Source organism: Microbacterium sp. UBA837 (assembly GCF_002296025.1).
Classification (GTDB): Bacteria; Actinomycetota; Actinomycetes; order Actinomycetales; family Microbacteriaceae; genus Microbacterium.
This window is the reverse complement of record NZ_DBHD01000215.1, coordinates 1-21,660: the sequence shown is the minus strand read 5'-3', so window position 1 is coordinate 21,660 and position 21,660 is coordinate 1. Positions and strand designations below refer to the sequence as shown.

The window sequence follows — 21,660 nt, the reverse complement described above, 5'->3', positions numbered from 1 at the left end:
GCCGAGATCGTGCTCGCCAAGTTCGTGGCGGCGTGGCTCACGGGACTCTCGTTCGCCGTGATCGCCGTGCCGTTCATGCTCGTCGCCGCAGTCAGCGGCGGCGTCGACCCGCTCGTGGTGTTCGTGTCCCTCGTCGTGTTGATCGTGGAGATCGCGATCATCGCGGCGATCGGTGTGGGCCTCAGCGGGATCCTGGCCCGCCCGTTGTTCTCGGTCGCCGTTACCTATCTGGTGGTCGCGGCCCTCGTCATCGGCACGCCTATCGCGTTCACCCTCGGTGGGGCTGCGGTCCGGACAGAGGTCACCCAGTCCTACCGCAGCTACGTCTACGACGAGTCGGGGATGACCGCGAACCCGCCCGAGTGCGGCCCGTGGGAGACCACCACCTACGAGGTGCCGAGGTTCGACACCGTCTGGTGGATTCTGTCGGCGAATCCTTTCGTCATCCTCGCCGATGCGACACCGGCGCGCTTCGACTCGAGCGGGTACCCGGAAGACCTCTTCGGGAACTTCTCCTACCTCGTGCGCAGCGCTCAGATCCCGCCCGAGTCAGAGCGCGTCTCGTGGGATGACTGCGCCCGGATGCCGCAGCCTCAGCAGCAGCTCACACCCGAGCAGCTCTACAACCAGACGACACCGAGCTGGTTCGTGGGGCTTGCCGTGCAGCCCGTGCTGGCAGCGGCGCTGCTGTGGTGGGGCGGGTCGCGCACCAGAACCCCGTCACGCACGCTGCCGCCCGGCACGCGCATCGCCTGACCCGAACTCCCAGTAGCGTGAGGGAATGAGTTCGGCGGTGCGGCGCAGCATCCTCGCTGTTGACACGGTCGTCGTGCTGCTCGCCCTGGGTGCCGGCGTTGCTGTTGTCGTGACTGATGCGCTCGGGATCCGTACCGAGCCCGCCGCCCAGATGGAACCCCAGCCGCCGACCGTGGCTCCGGCGCTGGAGGTCACCCCGCCGCCGCGCTTCACGGCCGTCGATGCCCCCAGCGGGCCCCGCTATGACGCTGCGCTCGACGAGCTGCTGGATGCCGTGGCCGATGCCCCGCGCAGGGGCGCTGACGCGACCCTCACGGTGACGGCGGGTGATGACCCGAACGACGAGAGCTATCGCCTCGAGGGTGATGCGTCCGCACTGACCATCGTCGCCGCTGGCGAGGCGGGTGCCGTTCTGGGCATCTACGACGTCGCGGCCCGCATCCGTGCCGGCGAGCCGGCGGTCGTGGACGGGGGAGCCGAGGTGACCTCTCGCCTGCCATTCCGGATGGTCGACCTGGGGGCTGTCGGTGTCGTTCCGGATGCCGAGGCCTGGGCCGCCGGCGCCGACTACTCGCACGCATCCCGCGCTTTCGAAGACGTCATCCTGCCCGAGGCCCCCTACATCGACGAGGCGGCGCTCGCCGAAGCGTACGGCGAGTTCGACGCGTTCTTGCGTCACGTGCTCGCCGACGGCTACAACGCTGTGGCCTTTCCGGGGTTCGTCGAGTATGTGACGTTCGACGGTGTTGACGGCGTGTATGCGGACGGCGATGATCACGCGGCGCGGGCACTTGCCCTGCGGGAGGCGTTCACGCCGTTCTGGGATCGGGCCGACGAGCTGGGTATGGACGTTTTCCTGCGAACCGACATGCTCGCTCTCACGAGTCCACTCGAGCAGTACCTCGTGGGCCGGTTCGGGTCGCTTGACACGGCCAAGCCCGAACTGTGGGACGTCTACACGAGCGGACTCGACGAGCTCTATGCGGCAGCTCCCGCCGTGGACGGCATCCTGATCCGCATCGGCGAGGCGGGCGAGGTCTACGACGTTGCGGGCTGGGACGTGTTCTCGAAGCTGGCGGTGACCGAGGCGCCTCAGGTGCAGGCGATGCTCGACGCGTTCACCGCGCAGGCCGAGGCATCCGATCGCGAGGTGATCTTCCGGTCGTGGAGCGTCGGAGTCGGTGCCGTCGGCGACATGCACACGAACGTGGAGTCCTACGACGAGGTACTGGCGGGGATCGATTCGCCGGCGCTCATCGTGTCGACGAAGTACACGCTCGGCGACTTCTACAGCTGGCTGCCGCTGAACGACACCCTGGCGCAGGGCGACCAGCGCCGGATCATCGAGTTCCAGAGCAGGCGCGAGTTCGAGAACTTCGGGGCGTTCCCGAACGACCTCGGACCCGAATACCAGTACGCGCTGCAGACCCTGCTCGACGAGAACCCCCGCATCGAGGGGGTCTGGGTGTGGACGCAGGATGGCGGCCCGTGGCGCGCCGGTCCCATGACGCTGTACCTGAAGACCGGGTTCTGGCAGTTGTACGAGTTGAACACGCAGCTCGCCGGCGCCTTGGCGCGGGATCCGGAGGCCGATGTCGCCGCGGTCACCGCCGGATGGGCGCGGGAGTGGTTCAGCGATGACCCCGCTACCGTATCGGCGATCACCGAAGCGATGGCGCTCTCTCGCGAAGCGATCACGCAGGGCCTGTACATCGAGCCGTTTGCCGAGCAACGGGTCTTCGCGATCGGGCTCGAACCGCCGCCGATGATGTGGATCTTCGAGTGGGACATCCTCACCGGCGACTCTGCTGTTCTCGATGTCATCTACGAGGTTTCGCGCGACCAGATCGACGAAGCGATCGCGGGCGGTGAGCGGGCAGCGGCCGCGATCGATCAGATGCAGGCGCTGGTTTCGGGGACGGATGCTTCCACCTGGCGCGACCCCGCGATGCGGGAGGCGTTTGTCGGAACTCTCTCGTACGAGGCCGACGTGCTGCATCTGCTCTCGTCATACCGGGCGATGATCCTGCACCAAGCGCAGTGGCATGACACTCTCTCAGCGGATGCATACGCAGCGTGGCAGGGCGACCGCGATGCGTTCGTGGCGCTCGCCGCCGAGCACACCGCGACCTACGCGGGCGACGTCGACTACCCCGCATACAACCTCACCGCCGCGCAGCTGGGCGTCGAGCGCGCGGACCGCGATCTTGCGATGGCGTGGCTTGCCCGCATCCTGCTTGTGCTCGCCGTGGCGTGGGTCGTCATCGGGATGCTGGCGGCGCGGACGCGACTTGTCGGTCGGCCCGGTGCAGCGGCGGCGCGGGCTGCGTGGCTCGCGGCGACAAGGCCGTGGCGGGCGCGAGAGTCAACGCTCGGGATGCTGCCTCTTGATCGCTGGTTGCTGATCATCGTTCCGGGCGGTCTGCTCGTAGCGACTCGTGCCGTACAGACCTCGTTCCTGTCGTGGACGCATCTGGCTGTCGTGCTCGGAGCGTGGCTGGTGTTCCTGGTCGTCGTGCGGCTGTTCGTGCGGGAGCGCTCGCCGTGGCCGGTCATCGCTGCGGTCGGTGGCGTGCTGGTATCGCGCAGCATCCTCACCCTCTTTGCGCTCTCGTTCACGGGGCCGGGTGGGTATTGGTTCGCCTTCTGGACTGATCCGCTTCGCCGTTCGATCTACATCACCATCGCGTTCGCGCTGTTCGTGTGGCTGTTCGTCGCGGCAGGGTGGGCGTTGTCGAGTCAGTTCGGTGCACGTCGGGCTACCGGAATGGTACTCGCCGGAGTCGGGGCCGGACTGGCTGTCCCCGCAGCGGTGATCGGGTTCGTCGGTCTCGAGTCGGCGCTGACCCTGTGGAACGACGAGATGGGGCTGCTGCCGTGGGGTCTCGCGCGGATCCTCGGCATCACGACGTATCTCGATATTCCGCCCGATACTCCATGGTTCGCGGCAGGCTTCGGTGCCCTGGTCGCGCTGATCGGCGTCTTCCTGGCGCTGACCTGGCGGCGTGATGAGCGCGCGGTGTGAATCGGGGAAGGCATGACGTCTGTCGGTGATCAGACCGATTACGGCACGGTGCTCTGGGTGGGGCTACCCGAGCCGCGAGCGCACTTCACGGAAGTGGATGTCTTCCTCGTCCCGTTCTCGGTGTTGTGGGTGGGGATGCTCGTGACGGGGGCGGCTAGCGCTCTTGCCGCAGGTGCGCCCGTGTTCGTCCTGATTCCGCTCGCAGTGATGTTCGCTTTCGGATGCCATCTGATGATTGGGCGCTTCATCGTGAAGGCCCGTGCGAAGAGGGCGACGACCTATGTGCTGACTGATCGGTACGCGATCATCGATCGCGGTGGCGGATTCGAGTCGCGGCGCTTGGATGCGAAGAGCATCCGCATCCGTCGGCGTGCGTGGTCGAGGCTGGTGGATGTCGACTTCGAAGCGGGTCTGGCGCGGTCTCGTCCCTCCGGGTACATCTATCAGTGGTACGCGAACACCGGCCTGGACTTTTTTGTGCCGGCAGGAACAGGCGGGTGGCGCCCGTTCCGTTTCTATGACGTCGACGACGAGGCGGGCATCGTCGACGCCCTGGGCAGCGCGGGCATTGAGATGGTGGATCGGGGGGCCGCGTCGATCTGATCAGCCGATGTGGATTGTGGTCGCCACCTCTCCTCGAGATGGTTTCCGCAGTGCCGGCCCGGCAGGTGTGGGCGGTGCCGTCGCGGGCGCGGCTGACCTGGCCGCGCCGGGCGGCGCAGCGCGTGTGGGCGTGGGCGGGGCTGACCTGGCCGCGCCGGGCGGTGCAGTCGGTGCAGGTGGGGTGCGCCAGGGCGGACGTTCGGGCGGTGGGGGCGGGTCCCACGCCCAGGCCCACGGCGCTTTGGTGCGGAGCTGGCGGGGCGGCGTCCCGGTTCCCCCCGGCGATCGGTGTCCGGGCGGCGGGATGAGGATGAACGGGCCGAGTCCGTCGCGAACGATGCGCCAACCGTTGTTGTGAAGCTGCATGTGGTGGAACCGGCACAGCAGGATGCCGCGGTCGATGTCGGTGCGGCCGCCGCCTGCGACGTGGTCGATGTGATGCGATTCGCAGTACGCAGCGGGCACCGGGCATCCGATTCCGGCGCAGCCTCCGTCGCGGATCGCGAGCGCAAGCTTCTGCTTCGCGCTGAAGAGGCGTTGCTCGCGTCCGAGGTCGAGCGGGTTGCCGTGGCCGTCGACCGTCACGTCGATGGAGCCGTGCTGGCACAGCGCACGGTCGATGATCGGCCCCGGGAGGGCGTCTCCGCCGTCTTCGGCGTGACCCGTGGCGATCATGCGGCCGAGCGGGTCGCGGGGACCCGACTGGTCTTTGACGATGATCATCCGCACCCCAGGCTGGCGGACACCGAAGACGTCGGCGGCCTCCGCGACCGCGCCGGCACGCAGGACATCGACGAGAAGGTCGTACTCCAGCTGTTCATTGGTGCGCGGGTCATCGACCAGGTCCGCAGCCGCGGCACGCTCGGCATCCGTGACGAACCGCGGTCCGCCGCGCCGGGGCCTGAGCGCCGTCGCGAACATCGACCGTACGAACAGCGCCATCTCGTCGTCGAACGTGATGTGGCCGTGGTGCTGGCCGTGCTGGTCGATCCACATCCGCAGTGAGCGCTTCTCGTAGCGGGCCTGGAACCGGTTCGCCGCCCCCGTCGGGTCAAGGATGTCGCGCATTTGGCGCGCACGCGCGCGGAGCTCCTCGACCGATGCGCCCTCGACTGCCTCGTCGACGAGTGTTTCCGCCGCGACTGACCACGCGAGAGCGGCCGAGGCCGGGTTGACGCCCTCGGCTTCGGGTTCCCCGAGTCCGCCGCGGATAGCGTCGTGCTGGGACGGCGTCAGTCGACCCTCGAGCAGGGCAACCCGGAGCGGTGCGTGCCACGGTCCACGCGCTGATGATTCCGCAGCGGCGGGGTCGGTGCCGGGTGACGGTGAATCCTCGCCGGTGCCAGCTGGTTCGGTGGTGTCAGCATCCGTCGGCTTGCCAGATCCCTCGTCGAGGAGGGCCGCGCCGACACGGAGCTGGCGCAGGGCGTCCGTGCGGCTTCCGCCTGTGATCGACTGGATCAATGCGGCAGGCGACGCGTGACCCTGACCCGCCGCGAGCCCCGAGTGGCCCTGGTCGCGTCGGGATCTTGTCGCCGCGACACCGGCGATCACCGACTGCAGGCGCTCCGCATCATTGGCGATCGCCGTCACGTGGCGGAGCACCTCCAGCACCGACGCGTCCGACAGTCCCGCAACGCCAGTCGGCAGCCCCGTGGGCTCGACATCCAGCTCGGCGAAAACAGCGAGCTGGTCGAGCCGCTCGCGCATTGCCGTGAGGATGTTCATGTCTTCACTACATCACCAACCTCCGACATTGGCGGGCCGCTGACCGCCCTTCGAAAATGCCTGTGGACAGGGGTTTGTTTCGACCTCCTGGGGAGGAGGTGGCGGGCGCATCGGATGCCGCCCGAGGATCGGATCGGCATCCGCTTGTCTCCGCAAGGGTGTTCCGGTGCGCCGTGGCCTGACGTACGGTCGCGGCATGTGGTTCGACAGCTGGTCCGATATCGTTCGCGTGCTCCTCGTCGGGATCGCGTCCTACGCCTTCCTCATCGCCTCGATACGAATATCGGGAAAACGCACCCTCGCCCAGCTCAACGCCTTCGACTTCATCGTCACGGTCGCACTCGGATCGACGCTGGCAACGATCCTGCTGACCTCGGATGTCGCGTTCGTCGAAGGGATTGTCGCACTCTCGCTGCTGCTCCTGCTGCAGGCGGCGGTTGCGTTCGCCGCGGCGGTCTCGCGCCGCATCCGCAAGCTCACGACCGCCGCGCCCACACTGCTGCTGTGGGACGGGGCGATGGACGAGGCTGCGCTTCAGACACAACGGATCGCCCGCGCCGATGTGGAACAGGCGATTCGGCAGAGCGGAACTGGCGACCTCGACGCGGTCGCCGCAGTCGTGCTGGAGAGCAACGGGAAGCTCAGCGTCATCTCGCGCGAGAGGCTGGGCGACGAATCCGCCCTCGGTGCCCTCCGTTCCCGACCCTAGGGCTCGGCCATGCGACGATGGACACACTGACGTTCGATCGAAGCGGGGGCTCATGGACGACGGGCGACTGACGCGCCGGGGGATGCTGATCGCCGGGTTCGCTGCGGCATCACTCGTCCTCGCCGGATGCGCGGGGCAGGCGCCGGGGGCGCCGACGTCTACCGCTTCGGCATCACCATCGCCTGCCGGAGTGTCCGGAACCGGCCCGACGGGCTTTCCCGGGGTGGACTTCCCCCTTGAGGCTGGTGCCCGCTCGGTCGCCGTCGAGTTCGAGTGCAGCAGTGGCATTTACACCGTCGAGCTCTCCGACTCGATGATGCTCGGGCAGGCGCCCTACTCGGGGGAGTGCGCTTCGAGCCCCGCGACGTTGACCTGGCCGATCACGGAGCGAACCAATGAGACGATGAGTGTCACGGTTGCCGAGGGCGTCGAGTGGATGGCCACGCCGACCTTCTCCGAGGACGACTTCTCCACGGACGCCACCCTCGCCGCGGAGTGCGTGCAATTTGCGGTGATCTACAGCGCGTTCACGAACGCGGATTTCGGGTACACGTTCTACGAGGAACTGGATGCCGACCAGTGGGCTGTGCGCGTCGATGAGGCGTCGACGGAACTCGGCGCCCTCGCCGGTTCGGCTCAGTCGGAGCTTCGCGAGAACTTCGAACAGCTCGTCCCTCTCGTCTCCGCTCGCACGGACGAGGTCGGAGAGCTCCTCAGCCCCGAACTGCAGGCGCCCATTTCCGCGATCCGCAAGGCGTGCGACGCGAACCAGACGCCACTCATCCTGCAGGGCGAGTACGGCGGCTAGGCTGCACCGTCACCCGCTTTACCATCGATATAACGCGTCTGGTCGGCACCTGATGCGCGTCCGCGGGGCCGGCGGAAATGATCTCCGACCCGACGGGTTCACTGACAGAACGACTCGGCAGCGCGGTCGAGCTGTGCCGCGCGATTGAGCCCGTTCTTGCAACGTGAGCTTGTCAGCCCCCGAGAGTCGGGCCAGGCCTTGTGGTGCTGTTGCGTCGACGCTGGAGTTCTGCCTCTTCCATCCACTCGCGTGCGAGGGATGCGTAGCGGCGCCGGTCCTTCTGGTTGAGGCCGGCGAGCTTAGGCAGGAGTTCGAACGTTGTTCGCACGTGCTCGGGGATGTCTCGCACGGGGCCACCCGTGGAGGCGAGAAGGACTTCGACCACTCCTGTGGCGGTGCCTCCGCTGTCGATCAGCGCGACGAGTTCACGGGCGTCCTTTCGGCCCTTCTCTGTCGCGTGTCGGTCGAGCAGCGCGGCGATCTTCGTGGCGATGTGGGCGTCGAGGGTCAGCATGAGCCAGCCTTCGACCTTGAGGTCGGGGTCGACGTAGCGGGTGAGCACTCCAACGTCGAGGAGCAGCTTCGAGCCGAGCTTGGACTCGTAGGGGAAGTAGGCGTCGACGTGGACGCCGTCGGCATCCCCACGAGCCTTTCGTCCGCCGCTGTGGAGGTGGTTCTCGCTGTACCCGGTCAGGCGCTCCGGTAGCTTCTGACGCAGACTCTGGTCGGTGATGATCAGGTCGATGTCGTGGCTGATCTCGCCACCGACGCGTGCATTCGTCGCCCACCCGCCGATGAGGATCGAGGGCTCGAGGTCGTACCCGAGAGAGTCCAGCAGTGCGCGCAGTCGGCCTTCGTCGTTCGCCCCGAGAATTGTCATCGTGCGCTCTCCTGATCCCACTCGCGTTCCCGGATGAAGCTGTCGCGGAGCGCCTTCCGGAACTCGGATGCCTGCCACCCTGGGGTAGCGAAGAGGTCAGCGTACGTCTGGGCAAGACTCGAGTACCCGCTCCAGGTCTTCGCCGCGCGCTTGTCCATCGACAGCACACGGACTTCCTTGCCCTCGGGCAGCCCGGTGAGATCCACGGACGCGGGAAGGTATACGAGATGCTCGCGGAAGTCCGCCACGGCTCGGCCGTTCAAGAGAGCGTTCGCCGCATCGGGCCCGCCGAGCGCGTAGGGGCCGTTGTTCGAGTCGAGGAGCGGACCGATGCCATCCCGGGTCGTCCATGCGAGCGTGTCACGTTCGAGGTTGCGCCATGCGCACAGCATCGTCAGGAGTTTGTCGACGCTGACGACCGCAAGCCCCCGACTGTACCGATCGACGGTCCCATTGCCCTCTAGGCGCTCAAGAGCAAGGTAGGCGGTCGTGATCGGCACGCCCGCGTCGTAGGCGAGGTCGGCGACGTTCTGCCACGTTCGCTGCCCCTCGAGAGCGCGATCGGCGAGAGCCCGCCACACCAGCTCGTTGCCCTTCATCGACTCGACCTTCCGTTCCAGGCATTCCTGAAACTGATATTACAGGTTTATATGGATTCATAGTTACAGGAAAAACAGAAGATGGCGAGACCGCCGCCCGCTACCCGATGAGGGCCAGGATCTCCTTCACCCGAGCAAGCGGGAGGGCTCGAACGTCGCTAAGCGCCTGGATGACGCGCAGGCGCGCGAGGTGCTCGTCGCCGTACTCGGTGCGAGTTGCTGAGGTCGCCGCGCCGCGCGGCAGCATCCCCTCCCGGATGTAGACGGTGATCGAGGCGACGGGGGTGCCGCTCTGCTCGGACGGTTCGGAGATTCGCACGACGCCGGGGTGCTCGTCATCCTCGGGATCGTGTGCGCCCGCTGAGCTACGCGAGGCCGATCAGCGCGTGACGGACTCGGCAGCGCGGTCGAACTGACCGCCGCGGCGTTTCTCGACGATCTCTTTGCCGAGCGGCATGAGCGATACGGGCACGAGCTTGAAGTTCGCGATGCCCAGCGGAATGCCGATGATCGTGATGCACAGCGCCAGGCCCGACAGGATGTGGCCGATCGCGAGCCACCAGCCGGCGAGGATGACCCACACGACGTTTCCGAGGAACGAGAACACGCCGGACCGCGGGTGATCGACGACCTCGCGTCCGAACGGCCAAAGCGTGTACACCCCGATCCGGAACGAGGCGATGCCCCAGGGAATCGTCACGATCAGGATGCACAGGATGACGCCCGCCACCATGTAGCCGAGGAACAGCCAGAACCCCGACAGGACGAGCCAGATGATGTTCAGGACGGTTCTCATGAGGTCCATCCTGCATCGGGCACCTGTGGGGCCCGTGGGTGCTGCGCTGTGCGCCCGGGCTAACGCGCATTCAGCATGAACCGATCGAAGAAAGCTGTCAGTTCGTCATGCGCGTCGAGGGGAAGGACGTGAGCCACGTATTGGTCTGGCCGCACGATCACGAGCGCGCCACGCTCGCGGTCAACTCCTCGAAGAGACATGATGTCGACTCGGGGGTCGAGGCGGAAGGCCTTCTCGTAGTCGACGAGCCCGAACCGTCCTTTTTCGGGTCGGAGAATCGCGGGGAGCTCAGGAACGGCAAGCTCTCCGTCGACGCAGGGGAGAATTGCTCGCACGTCATAGACCGCGTCGAGGTCGTCGTCGGGTGCAGTGTGCGCGACAACGGGGGAGTCTGGACTGACCAGGAACTCGCACAGTGCGGCGGCGCGGGAACGTGGGTCGCGGATGTCGACATCGTCAGCGAAGATGTAGAGCCTCCAGCGCCCGTCCGCGCGTGCTACGTGACCGAGCTCCAGTGGCCGAGCGTCACCAATTCGGATCACAGGCGCCGAGTGGAAACGCTCGCCGATCGGGAAGCCGGTTGCCAGATCCTGGTGTGTGCCCTCCGCCGTGAGCAGGGAGGGGAGGTAACGCGTAGCGACCCCCGCGGTATAGCGTCCGCTCAGCTCGAACGCGTTCTGGACATCCGCCGGGTCCACTCCCACCGAGTCCGGATCTGAGGGGTCACGCGGGGGCGACCCGACGATGCTGGACCACCGCTTGTCGAAGTCGATGAGCTCCTGCGCGACCGCTTGCCGCTCGGACGAGTACGTGTCGAGGAGTTCGGCGCGGCTGCGGCCGGTCAACACCGCGGCCAGCTTCCAGCCGAGATTGAATCCGTCCTGCATTGACACGTTCATGCCCTGTCCGGCCTTCGGGCTATGGGTGTGGCATGCGTCGCCCGCGATGAACACCCGCGGCGTGCGTGACCCGGTGAGTTCGGCGGGGACGTCGTCGAACTTGTCTGTGAGGCGCTGGCCGATCTCGTAGACCGACCACCATGCGACATCGCGTACGTCGAGCCGGTACGGATGGATGATCCGATTCGCCGCGGCGATCAGGGTCTCCGGAGTGATGTCTCGGGCGGCGACGCGCTCGCCGCTGGCGAGCTCATCCAATTCGATGTAGAACCGCGCCAGGTAGCCGCCCTCGCGCGGGATGAGAACGATGTTGCCGTCGTTCGCTGACTGAATGACCGCCTTGAAGCGAATATCGGGGAAGTCTGTCACGGCGAGGACATCCATGACCCCCCAGGCGCGGTTCGCGGACTCGCCGTGGAGCGCGCGACCGATCGACTGGCGCACTACACTCCGGGCGCCATCGCCTCCGACCACGTAGCGCGCCCGTACAACCTGCTGCTCTGGGTAGCCGCCATCCGTGCGTCGGAGAGTGACTCGCACCGGGTAGTCGGGGGAGTCGTCTACCTCGAGTGCGATGACCTCGGTTGCGTAGTCAGGAGCGAGGCGCCGTGGGGATCGGCGCATGACGTCGAGCAGGTGGCTATGGATGCGGGCCTGATTGACGATGATGTGTGGGAACTCCGACAGGCCCTCCTCTGTGTCAGGAATCCTTCCCCGGCGCGCGATACGGCTGCGATCATGCGCGTCGGGACCCCAGAACACCGTCTCATTCACCCAGTAGCCTTCGCGGATCAGCTTGTCGCCGAGCCCGAAGGCTTCAAACATCTCTACGCTGCGGCACGCGATCCCGTCCGCTCGGCCGAGCTCCAGCGGACCGTCTGCGCGCTCAACGATGCGAGTCGCGATGTCGGGAAACGCGCTCAACTGTGCTGCCGTGACCAGGCCTGCGGGCCCCGTTCCCACGATCAACACGTCGACAGTGGGAGGAATCGGTGAGGGGTCTTCGATCCCTTCTAATGCCGGCGCCAGATCCGGATCGCCGGGCCGGAAACCGTCCAGGTAGAACTGCATTGCGGGGCCTCCTTGGGTCGGGAACGAATGATCCCGCCGACCCGGGCATCGCCTTCGATGTGTCGGACGGGACATCTCACGATTGATTCGTGTACTGACGGATAGGTTGACATAGTTCGCTTATCAATGCAAAGCTCAAATCAATTCGCCAGATCCGGAACTGTTCGTCTACGGTCTATTCGAACGACGAGCTGACGCGGCACCAGCGTCGCCGGTCAGGACGTGAGAGATGTCGAAGGAGACGTATGGCGATCACGACGCTTACTCAATCCCTGCGTACGGCGGTCGGGCGCGGGCGCCGCCGCATTGGGGCCACTCTTGCCGGGATCATCGGCATCCTCGGAGTAGCCGCCATCTGGGAGCTGTTGCGCGCTATCGGATGGCTCCCGTCGCAGTGGGCTCCGTCGATCTTCGACATCGTCGGCGCGTGGATCGCGATCCTCGTGGACGGAGGGTGGGTGGTTCTGGGCTCGACCCTGGTGGCGTGGCTCGGCGGACTCGTGATCGCTTCCGTGATCGGCGGGATCTGGGGGCTGGCGGCTGGCTCCTACGTCGTGGTGGGTGCCGGTTCCCGAGTTCTGATCCGGTTCCTGCGGCCGGTGCCGTCTATCGCTCTGCTCCCGGTGGCGATTCTCGCTCTGGGCCTCGGGGTTCCGATGATCATGTCACTCGTGATCTTTGCCAGTATCTGGCCCGTGCTGTTCAACACGCTCTACGCCTATCGCGAGATCCCCGAGCAGTACTTCGATACCGCGCGCTCCCTCGGCCTGACCGAGCGAGACACGATGCAGCGGGTCGCGCTGATCGCCGTCCTACCCGGACTTGTCACCGGGGTCCGTGTTGCTGCCGGTATCGGGCTCGTCGTGACGGTCTCGGCTGAGCTGATCACCGGTAACTCCGGACTGGGGGGATTCATCCTCGAGCAGCGCACGGTGGGTGACCTGCCAGCCGCGTACGCCGGAATCCTCATGGGAGGCATCCTCGGCGTGCTCGTCAACTCGGGCTTGGTCTTCGTGCAGCGCCGCGCGCTGCGCTGGAGCCCCGACAACCGGGCGGTGGACGCATGACGACTGCGCCTGCCGCTCAGAAGGCCTTCGACGAGCGAGCCTTCGGACTCAACGCACTCGGGTGGGTGGTCTTCTTTTCCCTCCTCGCACTGTGGCAGATCGGCGCCACCGTCGCGGCATCACCCTCGACAGCCACCTTCACCGAGGCGGTGGCGGCTGCTGTGCAGTTGCTCACAGGCCCTCCTCTGATCACTCACATCTTGCCCTCGCTTGCCCGAATGCTCGCCGGGTTTGCCATTGCTGCGATATCTGGAATCGTCGTCGGTCTTGTCATCGGCACCTTCCGCCGAGCCGACCCATGGGTGCGCCCATCGCTCGAGTTTTTCCGAGCGGTTCCGCCGTCGCTGATCATTCCGATCGTTCTGCTCGTCTTCGGTCTCGGCGACCAGCTCGTGATCTTCGTGATCTCGTTCGGGGCGTTCTGGCCCGTGCTGCTGAACACGATCGACGGAGCGCGACGGGTGGAGCCGCTCTTCTTGGAGACCGCTCGCTCGCTTCGCCTCTCGGTTTCGCGAACCTTGGTCAGCGTGATCATCCCCGCCGCATTGCCGACGATCCTCGCCGGTCTGCGCGTGGCACTGAGTATCTCTCTGATTCTGATGGTCGTGGCCGAAGTGCTCGCCTCGAACTCTGGAATCGGCTACCTGATCTCCCTTTCCCAGCAGACCTTCGACGTCGCGGGTACCTACGGCGGCGTCTTGTTGCTCGCCACCATCGGCTGGCTGTTCGACACCCTCTTCGTTCTCATCGAGCGTCGCGTTCTTCGCTCGCACAACACACGTCAAGGAGCACACAGTGTCTGAGCCTGCAACCCTCGAATGCCACGGCCTCGTCAAGTCCTACGGAGACCGCCCCATCATTGCGGGCCTGGACCTGACTGTCCGAGCTGCCGAGTTCAGCGTTGTTCTCGGCCCTTCCGGTGCAGGCAAGACAACCTTGCTGCGCTGTCTGTCGGGCCTCTCACCCGTCACGGGTGGTTCGGTGGCGATCAACGGGGAGATCGTACATTCAGTACCTCAAGATGTCGCCGTCGTCTTCCAGGAATACAACAAGAGCCTCTACCCGTGGATGACCCTCGAACAGAACGTCTGGTTCGGTCTGCGGGGAGTCTCATCGGCTGTCGCGCGTGAGCGGGCGATGACCGCGCTCGAGCGCGTCGGGCTGGGGGAGTCCGCATCCCTACACCCCTGGCAGGTCTCCGGAGGAATGCAGCAGCGAGTCGCGATCGCCCGCGCATTGGCGCGTGAGGCGGGCCTGGTCATCATGGACGAGCCCTTCGCGTCGGTCGACGCTCTCACCAAGATCCATCTCGAGCAGCTTCTGCTGGACATCTGGACCGAGACGCCTTTCACCTGCGTCTTTGTGACCCACGACATCGAGGAGGCGGTCTACATGGCCGATCGACTCTTCGTGCTATCGCATCGCCCCACGACGCTGAAGGAGGAGTTCATCATCGACCTCCCGCGTCCGCGCGATCAGATCAGCACCAAACAGCTTCCGAGGTTCCAAGAGCTTCGGAAGAGGGCCTTCGACTTGATCGAAGGTGTCGGACACGGTGCCGCGCGCACCGCGCAGCAGTAACAAGTCCCTACCCACTAGTAGCTGTAACTCAAAGAGGAGATGCATCAATGCAGACAAACACAACAGGTCGCTGGCCTGCGATCGCTGTCGTGAGCGCGGCTGTCGCGCTCGTGCTCGCCGCCTGCAGCGGTGGCGGTACGACGGATGCCGGTGCCGGTGACGACACTCCTGAGCCACTGACCGTTGGTCTCGTGCCTGTGACGGATGCCGGCGCATTCTATGCGGCCCAGGGGCTCGGCTACTTCGAGGAGAACGGCCTCGAAGTCTCGTCCGAGACGATTGCCGGCGGCGCCGCGCTGATTCCCGCGCTCGAGTCCGGCGCGATGCAGACGGGCTTCGGGAGTATCGACAAGGTCATTCAGGCCGGGGAACAGGGCCTCGATATCAAATGCCTGACGGGCACGGCCCAGGGCAATGAATCGGTCAAGATCATGGTCGCCCCCGACCGAGCCGACGCGATCACGACCCCTGCAGACCTCGAGGGTCGGATCATCGCGGTGAACGCGCTCGCCAACATCAACCAGATCGTGGCGCAGTCCTGGCTCGACGAGAACGGTGTCGACCCGTTCTCGCCTCAGTTCGTAGCCGTCGCGTTCCCCGACATGCTCGCCGCGCTCGAAGAGGGGCGAGTCGATGCCGCAGTTGTGGGTGAACCCTTCACCACGCTGGGTATCAAGGCCGGGATCCCCGTGCTCGACGAGAATCCGGTGGCGGCAGTGGGCGACCGGGTGGCTTACAGCTGCTGGATCGTCAGCGGGGCGTGGCTCGCCGAGCATGAAGCGGAAGCCCGCGCCTTCGTGGCCGCACTCGATCGGGCGATCGCATACCTCGATGAGAACCCCGACTACCTCCGTGAGATCCTCCCGACCTACACCGGCCTGGACCAGGAGGTCGCGGACACGGTCATCCTGCCTGCGATCAGTTCGGAGCTCGAGCCTGCGGACATCGATCTACTCCAGGAGCGCGCGCTTCAGTTGGGGATCATCAAGTCTCCGGTCGACCCGGCGACCCTTATCGCGAATCTCAACTGAACGACGGTCACAGAACGGCTGCTCGCTGCGCACGCAGCGAGCAGCCGTTCTGCGCGGCGCGGCGTGCGATGCTAAAGAACGGCAGTGGTGGTGGAAGGTGATCATGCAGCGTGCTCAGTGGCTTCAGGTGCACGCACTTCGCGGCCACGCGACCGGGGTCGAATTCTCGATCCTTCATCAGGACACGACCCCCGGGCACCTGCTGCGGGTTTCCCAGCAGGAGTTCAATCTTCGCTGGTCGCTCGATCTGCGATATTCGGTCACCGGTCCGCAGTTCGCGGTGATCACAACGCTGGAGGCGACCTCGCCCATCGACCAGTCGACCCTCGGGGTGACTGCAGCACTCGACAAGGCCACCCTCGCCGACATCATTAAACGCCTCACCCATCGAGGCTGGATCATCCAAGCTCGGGATGATCGCGACCGCAGACGCAGTCTGCTTTCGCTGTCGGTCGAGGGTCGAGAGGCTCTGACAGAGATCAGGCCCCTCGTCGGACGCCTACAAGACGCACTCATGGAGCGCATTCCGAAACCCCGGCGGGAGAGCTTCATCGAGCGGCTCCGCCGGGTGGCGTTCGAGGGTCTCCCCTCCGCCAGCGAGAGCGTCCCCACGCCCTCTGGGCTCCTGCGAACCCCCGGTCACCTCATCCGGCGAGCGCAACGGGTGCACACGACCATTTGGAGCGAGACCGTGCCGGGCGACGTGACGGGGCCGCAATACTCGGTCCTTGCAGCGATTGCCGCGGCTGATGAAGGCGGAGCGGACGCTCGTACTATTGGGCGAGCCTCGTCGCTCGACCGCTCAACCGTGGCCGAGGTCATCGGAAGGCTCGAAAGAGACGGCTGGATCGTGCGCCGGACCGACGATCGAGATCGGCGTCGATTTCAGATCGCGCTGGCTGCTCCGACCGAACTCGCGATGGAGCATCTGACTGCTCGGGCGGCCGCGGTACAGCATCGGCTGTTCGCGCCGCTCGATCCCGCGGAAGCTGAGGAGACGATCGAGGATCTTGCGAGCCTCAGTGGCCGACGCGTTGACGCTTCGGCGGTCTCATGACCTTGTTCCCGCGCGTTACGGATTCCTGCGGCGCTGGGTGCGACGCAGGAGTCCGGCTGCTCCCGCGACGAGGAGGATGACCCCGAGACCGAGGACGAGAATCGCCACCCCGGTCGCGGCGTCCAGAGTGACAGCCCACTCGACAGCAGCACTCGGGCGCGACGGCTCGGACAGGAGCCACAGTCCGCCGATGGCAACGGCAGCGAAGAACAGCCCCCAGACGACGGCTGCCCACCGCGTGCGCGGAGCTTCGACTCCCGTGTCCGCGGGGGTCAGCTCGGCGACACGCACCGGCGTTGGAGGTTCCTCTGCCGCCGGGGGCGTGAGAGGCACGGATGCGGCATCCGAGGCTGACGCGAACGCTTCCGGCTTCTCCGGGGCGGGTGGCCGGAACAGGGGCGGTGTGTCCGCTGCGGCGACCTCGAGGGTCATCGTGTCGTCGCGGTCATCGGCGTCGTCGTTGTTGAGGGATGTGGGGGTGGAGTCGTTCGTGGACATCGTGTTCACCTCGAAGGAGTCAGGGGTAGCGCCTTATGGGGCGGGCACGGGAGAAAGGGTGGGAAGCGGCTCGGGCGACCTTTCGCCGAGCGGATCGCGACTGCCGACGTCCGTGAAGTTGAGCTGGACCTCACCGCTGTCTTGGTCGAGGACTACCCGCTGTGTCGTCTCGACGGGGAGCTGAGGGTAGGCGAGCGTGATCTGCAGCCTGCCGTCCTCGCCCGTGGGCACGAGTTGCGGGCCGACCTGCTCGTGATTCGCCTCATCCCAGCGGGCGTACCAGACCTCCGCGCTGCCGAGATTCGCGTCGAGGTCGAGCGCTACGCCCGGCCACACCGTGATGCTCGTGTAGCCAGCACCCTTCTCGATCCGTATCGGCGGTGGCTCCTCGAGCGGAAGCGGCATCAGTTCGAGGTAGAGATCGCCCTGCTGTTGTGCGATGGGGCCCAGCTCCTCAACGGAGTTGGCCACGCTGATCCTGAATGTGCCGACGTAGGTCGCGATCGGCGGAACCACAGCCGCGACCGTCCCACCCATAAGCGCGACCACTGTCGCGAACGCGAGGAAGCCGCTACGCCGCCGCAGGAGCCCCGCGACGATCATCGACGCCGCGAGCACGAGCGTCGCGGTGAACAGTCCGTACGCACCAGCTGTGCTCGCGTTCGCCGGATGGATGGCGGTGTGCCAGATCGCAGCGCCGGCGCCGGCGACCAGCGCGACGCCGAGCGCCGACACCACGAACGCGGCGCTCGCACGCGGACGGGAGAGGCGACGGATGCGGCGCTTGTCGCCCGCTGCTGCGGCGAATGCTGCAGCCTCGGCCTCGCGCTCGCGCCGGGCCTGGTCTCGGGCGAGGCGGTCGGCATCCTTCTGCGAGCGTCGCCACGCGTCGTTCTCTGCGCGCCAGGCGTCGTGGCGGGCGCGCCATTCGGCGATCTCGGCGTTCCCCGCGCCCCGCTCGGGAGGCAGCGGTTCGGCCGGCGGCGCGGCCGGTGCTGCATCGCCCGCAGCTGACGGTGCGTTCTCGTTCTCAGCGTCGGATGCCGAGGTCGACGACGCGCCATGGCTCCTCGCCGGGCGAGCGCTCGCACGCGCGAGCAGGACAACGAGGCCCACCACGACCGCGAGGCCGATGATCCAGCCGATGATCGCGAGCGGTCCGGTGTTCCACCCCGGCATCATCCAGCCGAACCACGGCACGACCGGAACGAAGCCGACCACCAGCAGGATGATGATCGCGACCATGGCCGGATCGAAGCGTCCGCGTGTGGCCTCCCGCAGGTGCATGCGCCCGCCGACATCCGGGAGGAGCGCCCACGCAACCGCGTAGAGCAGCAGCATCGGGAACCCGAGTACCGCCGCGACGACGACGATGCCGCGCACGATCGCGGCGTCGACGCGGATGCGGGCAGCGATCCCGGCACAGACGCCGCCCAGCCAGCCGTCGGCGCGGACGACGCCGAGTCCTCGGATCCAGGCGAAGAACCGGTCCGAGCCGGTCGGCGCTGTCGCCGGTGGCGGGGGCTGCGGGCCGGGATCGGTCGCGGGAGGTTCCGTCGAAGTGCTCATGGTTCGATCGTGGCGGACGGGCCGATCTTGCCGCGATGGGGTGATCCCCTGAGCGCACCCTGATTCCCGCAATCCGGAGTGCGCTGGCGGCGGGTGCGGGTGGTTGGATGGCGACATGTCCTCGGCCACCACGCTTCCCGCGCGACCGCCCCTGCAGCGGCCGCGCGAGTGCCTCGTCTCGGGCACGGCTGCCTCGGTTGCCGATCACCTCGGCTGGAGCGTGGTCGCGGTACGGATGCTGTTCATCGTCCTCTCCGCGGCGTGGGGCGCTGGCATCCTGCTGTACCTGTGGATCTGGGCGTTCACGCCGTGGCGAGATGGCGATGATGCGCCCTCGCGCCGGGCACCGGTGGCGTGGATCCTCGGGTCGCTTTCGGTCATCGCCGTGATCATCGCGTGCGGCATCGCGGCGGTCCTTGCTCACGGCGCCGTCGTTTATGCCACCACGTCGGAGTGGTGGGCGGCAATGTTCGCGACCATCCTGCTCGCCGTGGCGGCGGGGCTCTGGGCAACGCTGATCGACGGGTCCGACCCGGCACGCGGGCCGCGCCACGCGCTGTCGGTGCGGATCGCGGCGTCAGCGGCGCTCGGCACCCTCCTGATCGTGCAGCTGACCACCCTGCAGCAGGGCGGCGTGGTGTCCTTTGTCGGCGCGCTCGCCCTCATCATGGGGATCGTGCTGGTCAACTCCTCGACGTTCGTGGAGAAGTGGCGGACGCTGTCGGGGGAGCGGGTGCGACGCATCCGTGAGGAGCAGCGCAGCGAGATGGCGGCGCACCTGCACGACTCGGTGCTGCAGACCCTCGCGCTGATCCAGAACCGCGCCGGCGCCTCGAGCGAAGTCGCTCGCATCGCCCGGGCTCAGGAACGCGAACTTCGCGGCTGGCTGTATGACGGTGACGAACCCGCCGACAGCGACCTCCCCACCGACCTGCGCGACTATGCGGCGGCCCTTGAGATCGACTACCCGGTGCGGATCGACGTCGTCGTCGCGGGAACCTCGGCAGAGCGGGCCAGCGGCGAGATGGCGGCTGCGGCGCGCGAAGCGATCCTCAATGCGGCGCGACACGCCGGCGGCGAGGTCTCGGTGTACATCGAGGGCAGCGCGGCATCCGTCGACGTGTTCGTCCGCGACCGCGGACCCGGATTCGACCCGGATGCCGTGCCGGCGGACCGGCTCGGGGTGCGCGAGTCGATCATCGGACGGATGCGGCGCGCGGGCGGCACCGCGACCCTGCGGCGTGGCGCGGGCGGCGGCACCGAGGTTCATCTGCGGCTGGGAGGCACGGCATGAGTGGCATCCGTGTCGTGATCGTCGACGATCACTCGATCTTCCGCTCCGGGTTGCGCTCGACGCTCGAGGGGATCGAGGTCGTAGGGGAGGCGTCGGATGTCGAGTCCGCCGTCGCGGTGATCACCGCCGCGCAGCCCGAGGTCGTGCTGCTGGACGTCCACCTTCCGGGCGAAACGGGCGAGGTCGCCGCCGCGACGGGCGGCGAAGCCGTCATCCGCCGGGCGGCCCCTGCTGCACCGTCGACCCGGTTCCTCGCGCTGAGTGTCTCGGATGCCGCCGAAGACGTCGTGCGCGTCATCCGTGCCGGTGCGCGGGGCTACATCACGAAGGGGTCGTCGATCGCGGAGGTCAGCGCGGCCGTGCGGGCGGTCGCAGGCGGTGATGCCGTCTTCTCACCGCGCCTGGCCGGCTTCGTCCTGGATGCCTTCGGTGCGGTGTCGGGCGAGACCGCGGCAGCCAGCGACGAGCTCGACCGGCTCTCCGCCCGCGAGCAGGAGGTCATGCGGCTCATCGCGCGCGGCTACGCCTACAAGGAGGTCGCCGCCGAACTGTTCATCTCCATGAAGACCGTCGAGACCCACGTCTCGGCGGTGCTGCGCAAGCTCCAGCTCTCTTCGCGCTACGAGCTGACGGCCTGGGCCTCCGCTCGCCGCCTGCTCTGAGTCTGGTCAGCGCACGAGACGCTCGCCGACGCGGACCGGGAGGTCCCACCGGTTCGTCGGCGGCGGGAAGACGCAGACGTAGGCATCCGAGAACGCGCACGGCGGCAGGTATGCGCGGTTCAGGTCGACGGTGACCGACCCGTCCGGCTCCGGCGCCGGGATCCGAAGGAACCGGAAGCGGTAGCTCTCGTTCCCGCTGGTGGCGTCGGAGAAGGCGGCGAAGAAGGAGCCGTCATCGAGCAGCTGTACACACAGCGACACGTCCCCGTCCGGCAGGTCGAGGTGGAGGACTCCCTCGAAATCGTCGGTGCTCCGGTGTCCATCGACGGCCACGGTGGGCACATCGCGGTGAGGGGTGCGCTCCAGTGGCGTGACGACCCGCAGCCGGTCATCGACGGGCCAGCGCTCTATCTCCGAGATCCCGCGCTGCGCAGGCGCCGACGGGTCGTAGACGCGCACCGCGACCGCGCCGTCGCGTTCGAATCCCCGAAGCTCGAGATCGCCCGACTCCCAGCGCTCGCCGGGCGCCAAGCTGACGAATCCGGACGCGATCGACCCGATAGCCCTGCCGCCCTCCGCGTGCCATTTCCCGGGTACGCCGTCGAAAGGGCGTGGCGTCGAGTCCAGCCAGTGTGTCGCCGCGAGCGTCGCGATTCCGCCGGGTGACCACACGGTGGCGTCACGGCGTGCGTGGCATTGCTCGGTGGTTGTCATGGCCAGCCTTCCGTCTCGGGCGAGTGTGCCGCAGCCCCATCGTCGCGGATGAAAGCCGTGAGAAACATATTGTTACACCATCGAAATCTCAGCATAGATAGCATCTCGCTATGGATCGACGACCTGACATCGACATCGATGCTCTGACGCGTGCGCTCGATGTCCATTCGCTTCGCATCCTCGTCGCGATCGATCAGACGGGCTCGATCAGCGCCGCCGCTCGATCGCTCGGATACTCCCAGCCGACGATCACGCAGCACGTCCAGCGGCTCGAGGCCCGCCTGGGTGCGGCACTTGTCGTCCGCACCGCGCG

General features: G+C 67.0%; 22 protein-coding genes. 13 read left to right on the top strand and 9 right to left on the bottom strand.

Translation table 11 applies throughout. The features are described from left to right. The 3 genes from B3587_RS15490 to B3587_RS15480 form a co-directional block, all read left to right on the top strand. Nucleotides 1–756, top strand: a 756-nt coding sequence (locus B3587_RS15490; RefSeq protein WP_292730322.1) for an ABC transporter permease, incomplete at its 5' end; no start/stop codon positions are given. Between the two features lie 25 nt (nt 757–781). Beyond that, nucleotides 782–3,781 (top strand): hypothetical protein, encoded by a 3,000-nt coding sequence (locus B3587_RS15485; RefSeq protein WP_292730319.1) that lies wholly within the window; start codon nt 782–784, stop codon nt 3,779–3,781. Between the two features lie 12 nt (nt 3,782–3,793). After that, nucleotides 3,794–4,384, top strand: coding sequence for a hypothetical protein (locus tag B3587_RS15480; RefSeq protein WP_292730316.1), 591 nt, complete (start codon nt 3,794–3,796; stop codon nt 4,382–4,384). On the opposite strand, the gene B3587_RS15475 is transcribed toward B3587_RS15480, so the two are convergent. Further along, nucleotides 4,385–6,112, bottom strand: coding sequence for an HNH endonuclease signature motif containing protein (locus tag B3587_RS15475; protein WP_292730313.1), 1,728 nt, complete (start codon nt 6,110–6,112; stop codon nt 4,385–4,387). 196 nt (nt 6,113–6,308) lie between these two features. Here B3587_RS15475 and B3587_RS15470 point away from each other — a divergent pair, with 196 nt between their 5' ends. After that, nucleotides 6,309–6,821 (top strand): DUF421 domain-containing protein, encoded by a 513-nt coding sequence (locus B3587_RS15470; protein WP_292730310.1) that lies wholly within the window; start codon nt 6,309–6,311, stop codon nt 6,819–6,821. A 52-nt stretch (nt 6,822–6,873) separates the two neighbouring features. Then, nucleotides 6,874–7,629, top strand: coding sequence for a hypothetical protein (locus B3587_RS15465; RefSeq protein ID WP_292730307.1), 756 nt, complete (start codon nt 6,874–6,876; stop codon nt 7,627–7,629). 172 nt (nt 7,630–7,801) lie between these two features. Here the strand turns inward: B3587_RS15465 and B3587_RS15460 are convergent, their stop codons facing one another. From B3587_RS15460 to B3587_RS15440, 5 genes are all read right to left on the bottom strand, one after another. Beyond that, nucleotides 7,802–8,509: a nucleotidyl transferase AbiEii/AbiGii toxin family protein gene (locus tag B3587_RS15460; protein WP_292730304.1), complete on the bottom strand. Its 708-nt coding sequence runs from the start codon at nt 8,507–8,509 to the stop codon at nt 7,802–7,804. Further along, on the bottom strand, nt 8,506–9,108 hold the full coding sequence (locus B3587_RS15455) for a hypothetical protein (RefSeq protein ID WP_292730301.1): 603 nt from the start codon (nt 9,106–9,108) through the stop codon (nt 8,506–8,508). Before B3587_RS15455 ends, B3587_RS15460 begins: the two co-directional genes overlap by 4 nt. Nucleotides 9,109–9,208: 100 nt before the next feature. Then, on the bottom strand, nt 9,209–9,427 hold the full coding sequence (locus B3587_RS15450) for a MerR family transcriptional regulator (RefSeq protein ID WP_292730299.1): 219 nt from the start codon (nt 9,425–9,427) through the stop codon (nt 9,209–9,211). Nucleotides 9,428–9,487: 60 nt separating this feature from the next. Then, nucleotides 9,488–9,904, bottom strand: coding sequence for a YccF domain-containing protein (locus B3587_RS15445; protein WP_292730297.1), 417 nt, complete (start codon nt 9,902–9,904; stop codon nt 9,488–9,490). Between the two features lie 59 nt (nt 9,905–9,963). Further along, entirely contained in the window at nt 9,964–11,874 is a 1,911-nt protein-coding gene (locus B3587_RS15440; protein WP_292730295.1) for an FAD-dependent monooxygenase, read from the bottom strand. Between the two features lie 245 nt (nt 11,875–12,119). Between B3587_RS15440 and B3587_RS15435 the strand changes: the two genes are divergently transcribed. The 5 genes from B3587_RS15435 to B3587_RS15415 all read left to right on the top strand — a co-directional run bounded on the left by B3587_RS15435 (nt 12,120) and on the right by B3587_RS15415 (nt 16,610). Further along, on the top strand, nt 12,120–12,941 hold the full coding sequence (locus tag B3587_RS15435; RefSeq protein ID WP_292730292.1) for an ABC transporter permease: 822 nt from the start codon (nt 12,120–12,122) through the stop codon (nt 12,939–12,941). Further along, the gene (locus tag B3587_RS15430) at nt 12,938–13,744 is read left to right on the top strand and encodes an ABC transporter permease (RefSeq protein ID WP_292730289.1); all 807 of its coding nucleotides are present in this window, start codon (nt 12,938–12,940) and stop codon (nt 13,742–13,744) included. The genes B3587_RS15435 and B3587_RS15430 overlap by 4 nt, the downstream gene beginning before the upstream one ends. Continuing rightward, complete coding sequence (locus tag B3587_RS15425) at nt 13,737–14,522, top strand: ABC transporter ATP-binding protein (protein WP_292730286.1); 786 nt, start codon at nt 13,737–13,739, stop codon at nt 14,520–14,522. The genes B3587_RS15430 and B3587_RS15425 overlap by 8 nt, the downstream gene beginning before the upstream one ends. Nucleotides 14,523–14,569: 47 nt before the next feature. Next, a complete protein-coding gene (locus tag B3587_RS15420) occupies nt 14,570–15,553 on the top strand; it encodes an ABC transporter substrate-binding protein (RefSeq protein WP_292730283.1) in 984 nt (327 codons plus the stop codon). Between the two features lie 103 nt (nt 15,554–15,656). Then, nucleotides 15,657–16,610, top strand: a complete 954-nt coding sequence (locus tag B3587_RS15415; RefSeq protein WP_292730280.1) for a MarR family winged helix-turn-helix transcriptional regulator — start codon at nt 15,657–15,659, stop codon at nt 16,608–16,610. A gap of 15 nt (nt 16,611–16,625) precedes the next feature. On the opposite strand, the gene B3587_RS15410 is transcribed toward B3587_RS15415, so the two are convergent. Together B3587_RS15410 and B3587_RS15405 are read right to left on the bottom strand one after the other, a co-directional pair. Then, nucleotides 16,626–17,108, bottom strand: a complete 483-nt coding sequence (locus tag B3587_RS15410; protein ID WP_292730276.1) for a hypothetical protein — start codon at nt 17,106–17,108, stop codon at nt 16,626–16,628. Nucleotides 17,109–17,141: 33 nt separating this feature from the next. Continuing rightward, nucleotides 17,142–18,677 (bottom strand): PspC domain-containing protein, encoded by a 1,536-nt coding sequence (locus B3587_RS15405; protein ID WP_292730274.1) that lies wholly within the window; start codon nt 18,675–18,677, stop codon nt 17,142–17,144. A gap of 115 nt (nt 18,678–18,792) precedes the next feature. On the opposite strand from B3587_RS15405, the gene B3587_RS15400 reads away from it, so the two are divergent. Together B3587_RS15400 and B3587_RS15395 are read left to right on the top strand one after the other, a co-directional pair. Beyond that, nucleotides 18,793–19,971 carry an ATP-binding protein gene (locus tag B3587_RS15400; RefSeq protein ID WP_292730271.1) on the top strand — a complete coding sequence of 393 codons (1,179 nt, stop codon included), beginning with the start codon at nt 18,793–18,795 and terminating at the stop codon, nt 19,969–19,971. Then, a complete protein-coding gene (locus B3587_RS15395; protein ID WP_292730269.1) occupies nt 19,968–20,633 on the top strand; it encodes a LuxR C-terminal-related transcriptional regulator in 666 nt (221 codons plus the stop codon). The genes B3587_RS15400 and B3587_RS15395 overlap by 4 nt, the downstream gene beginning before the upstream one ends. 6 nt (nt 20,634–20,639) lie before the next feature. Here B3587_RS15395 and B3587_RS15390 read toward each other — a convergent pair whose 3' ends face one another. Further along, nucleotides 20,640–21,347 (bottom strand): DUF1684 domain-containing protein, encoded by a 708-nt coding sequence (locus tag B3587_RS15390; RefSeq protein WP_292730266.1) that lies wholly within the window; start codon nt 21,345–21,347, stop codon nt 20,640–20,642. 110 nt (nt 21,348–21,457) lie between these two features. On the opposite strand from B3587_RS15390, the gene B3587_RS15385 reads away from it, so the two are divergent. After that, nucleotides 21,458–21,660, top strand: a 203-nt coding sequence (locus tag B3587_RS15385) for a helix-turn-helix domain-containing protein (protein ID WP_292730263.1), incomplete at its 3' end; no start/stop codon positions are given.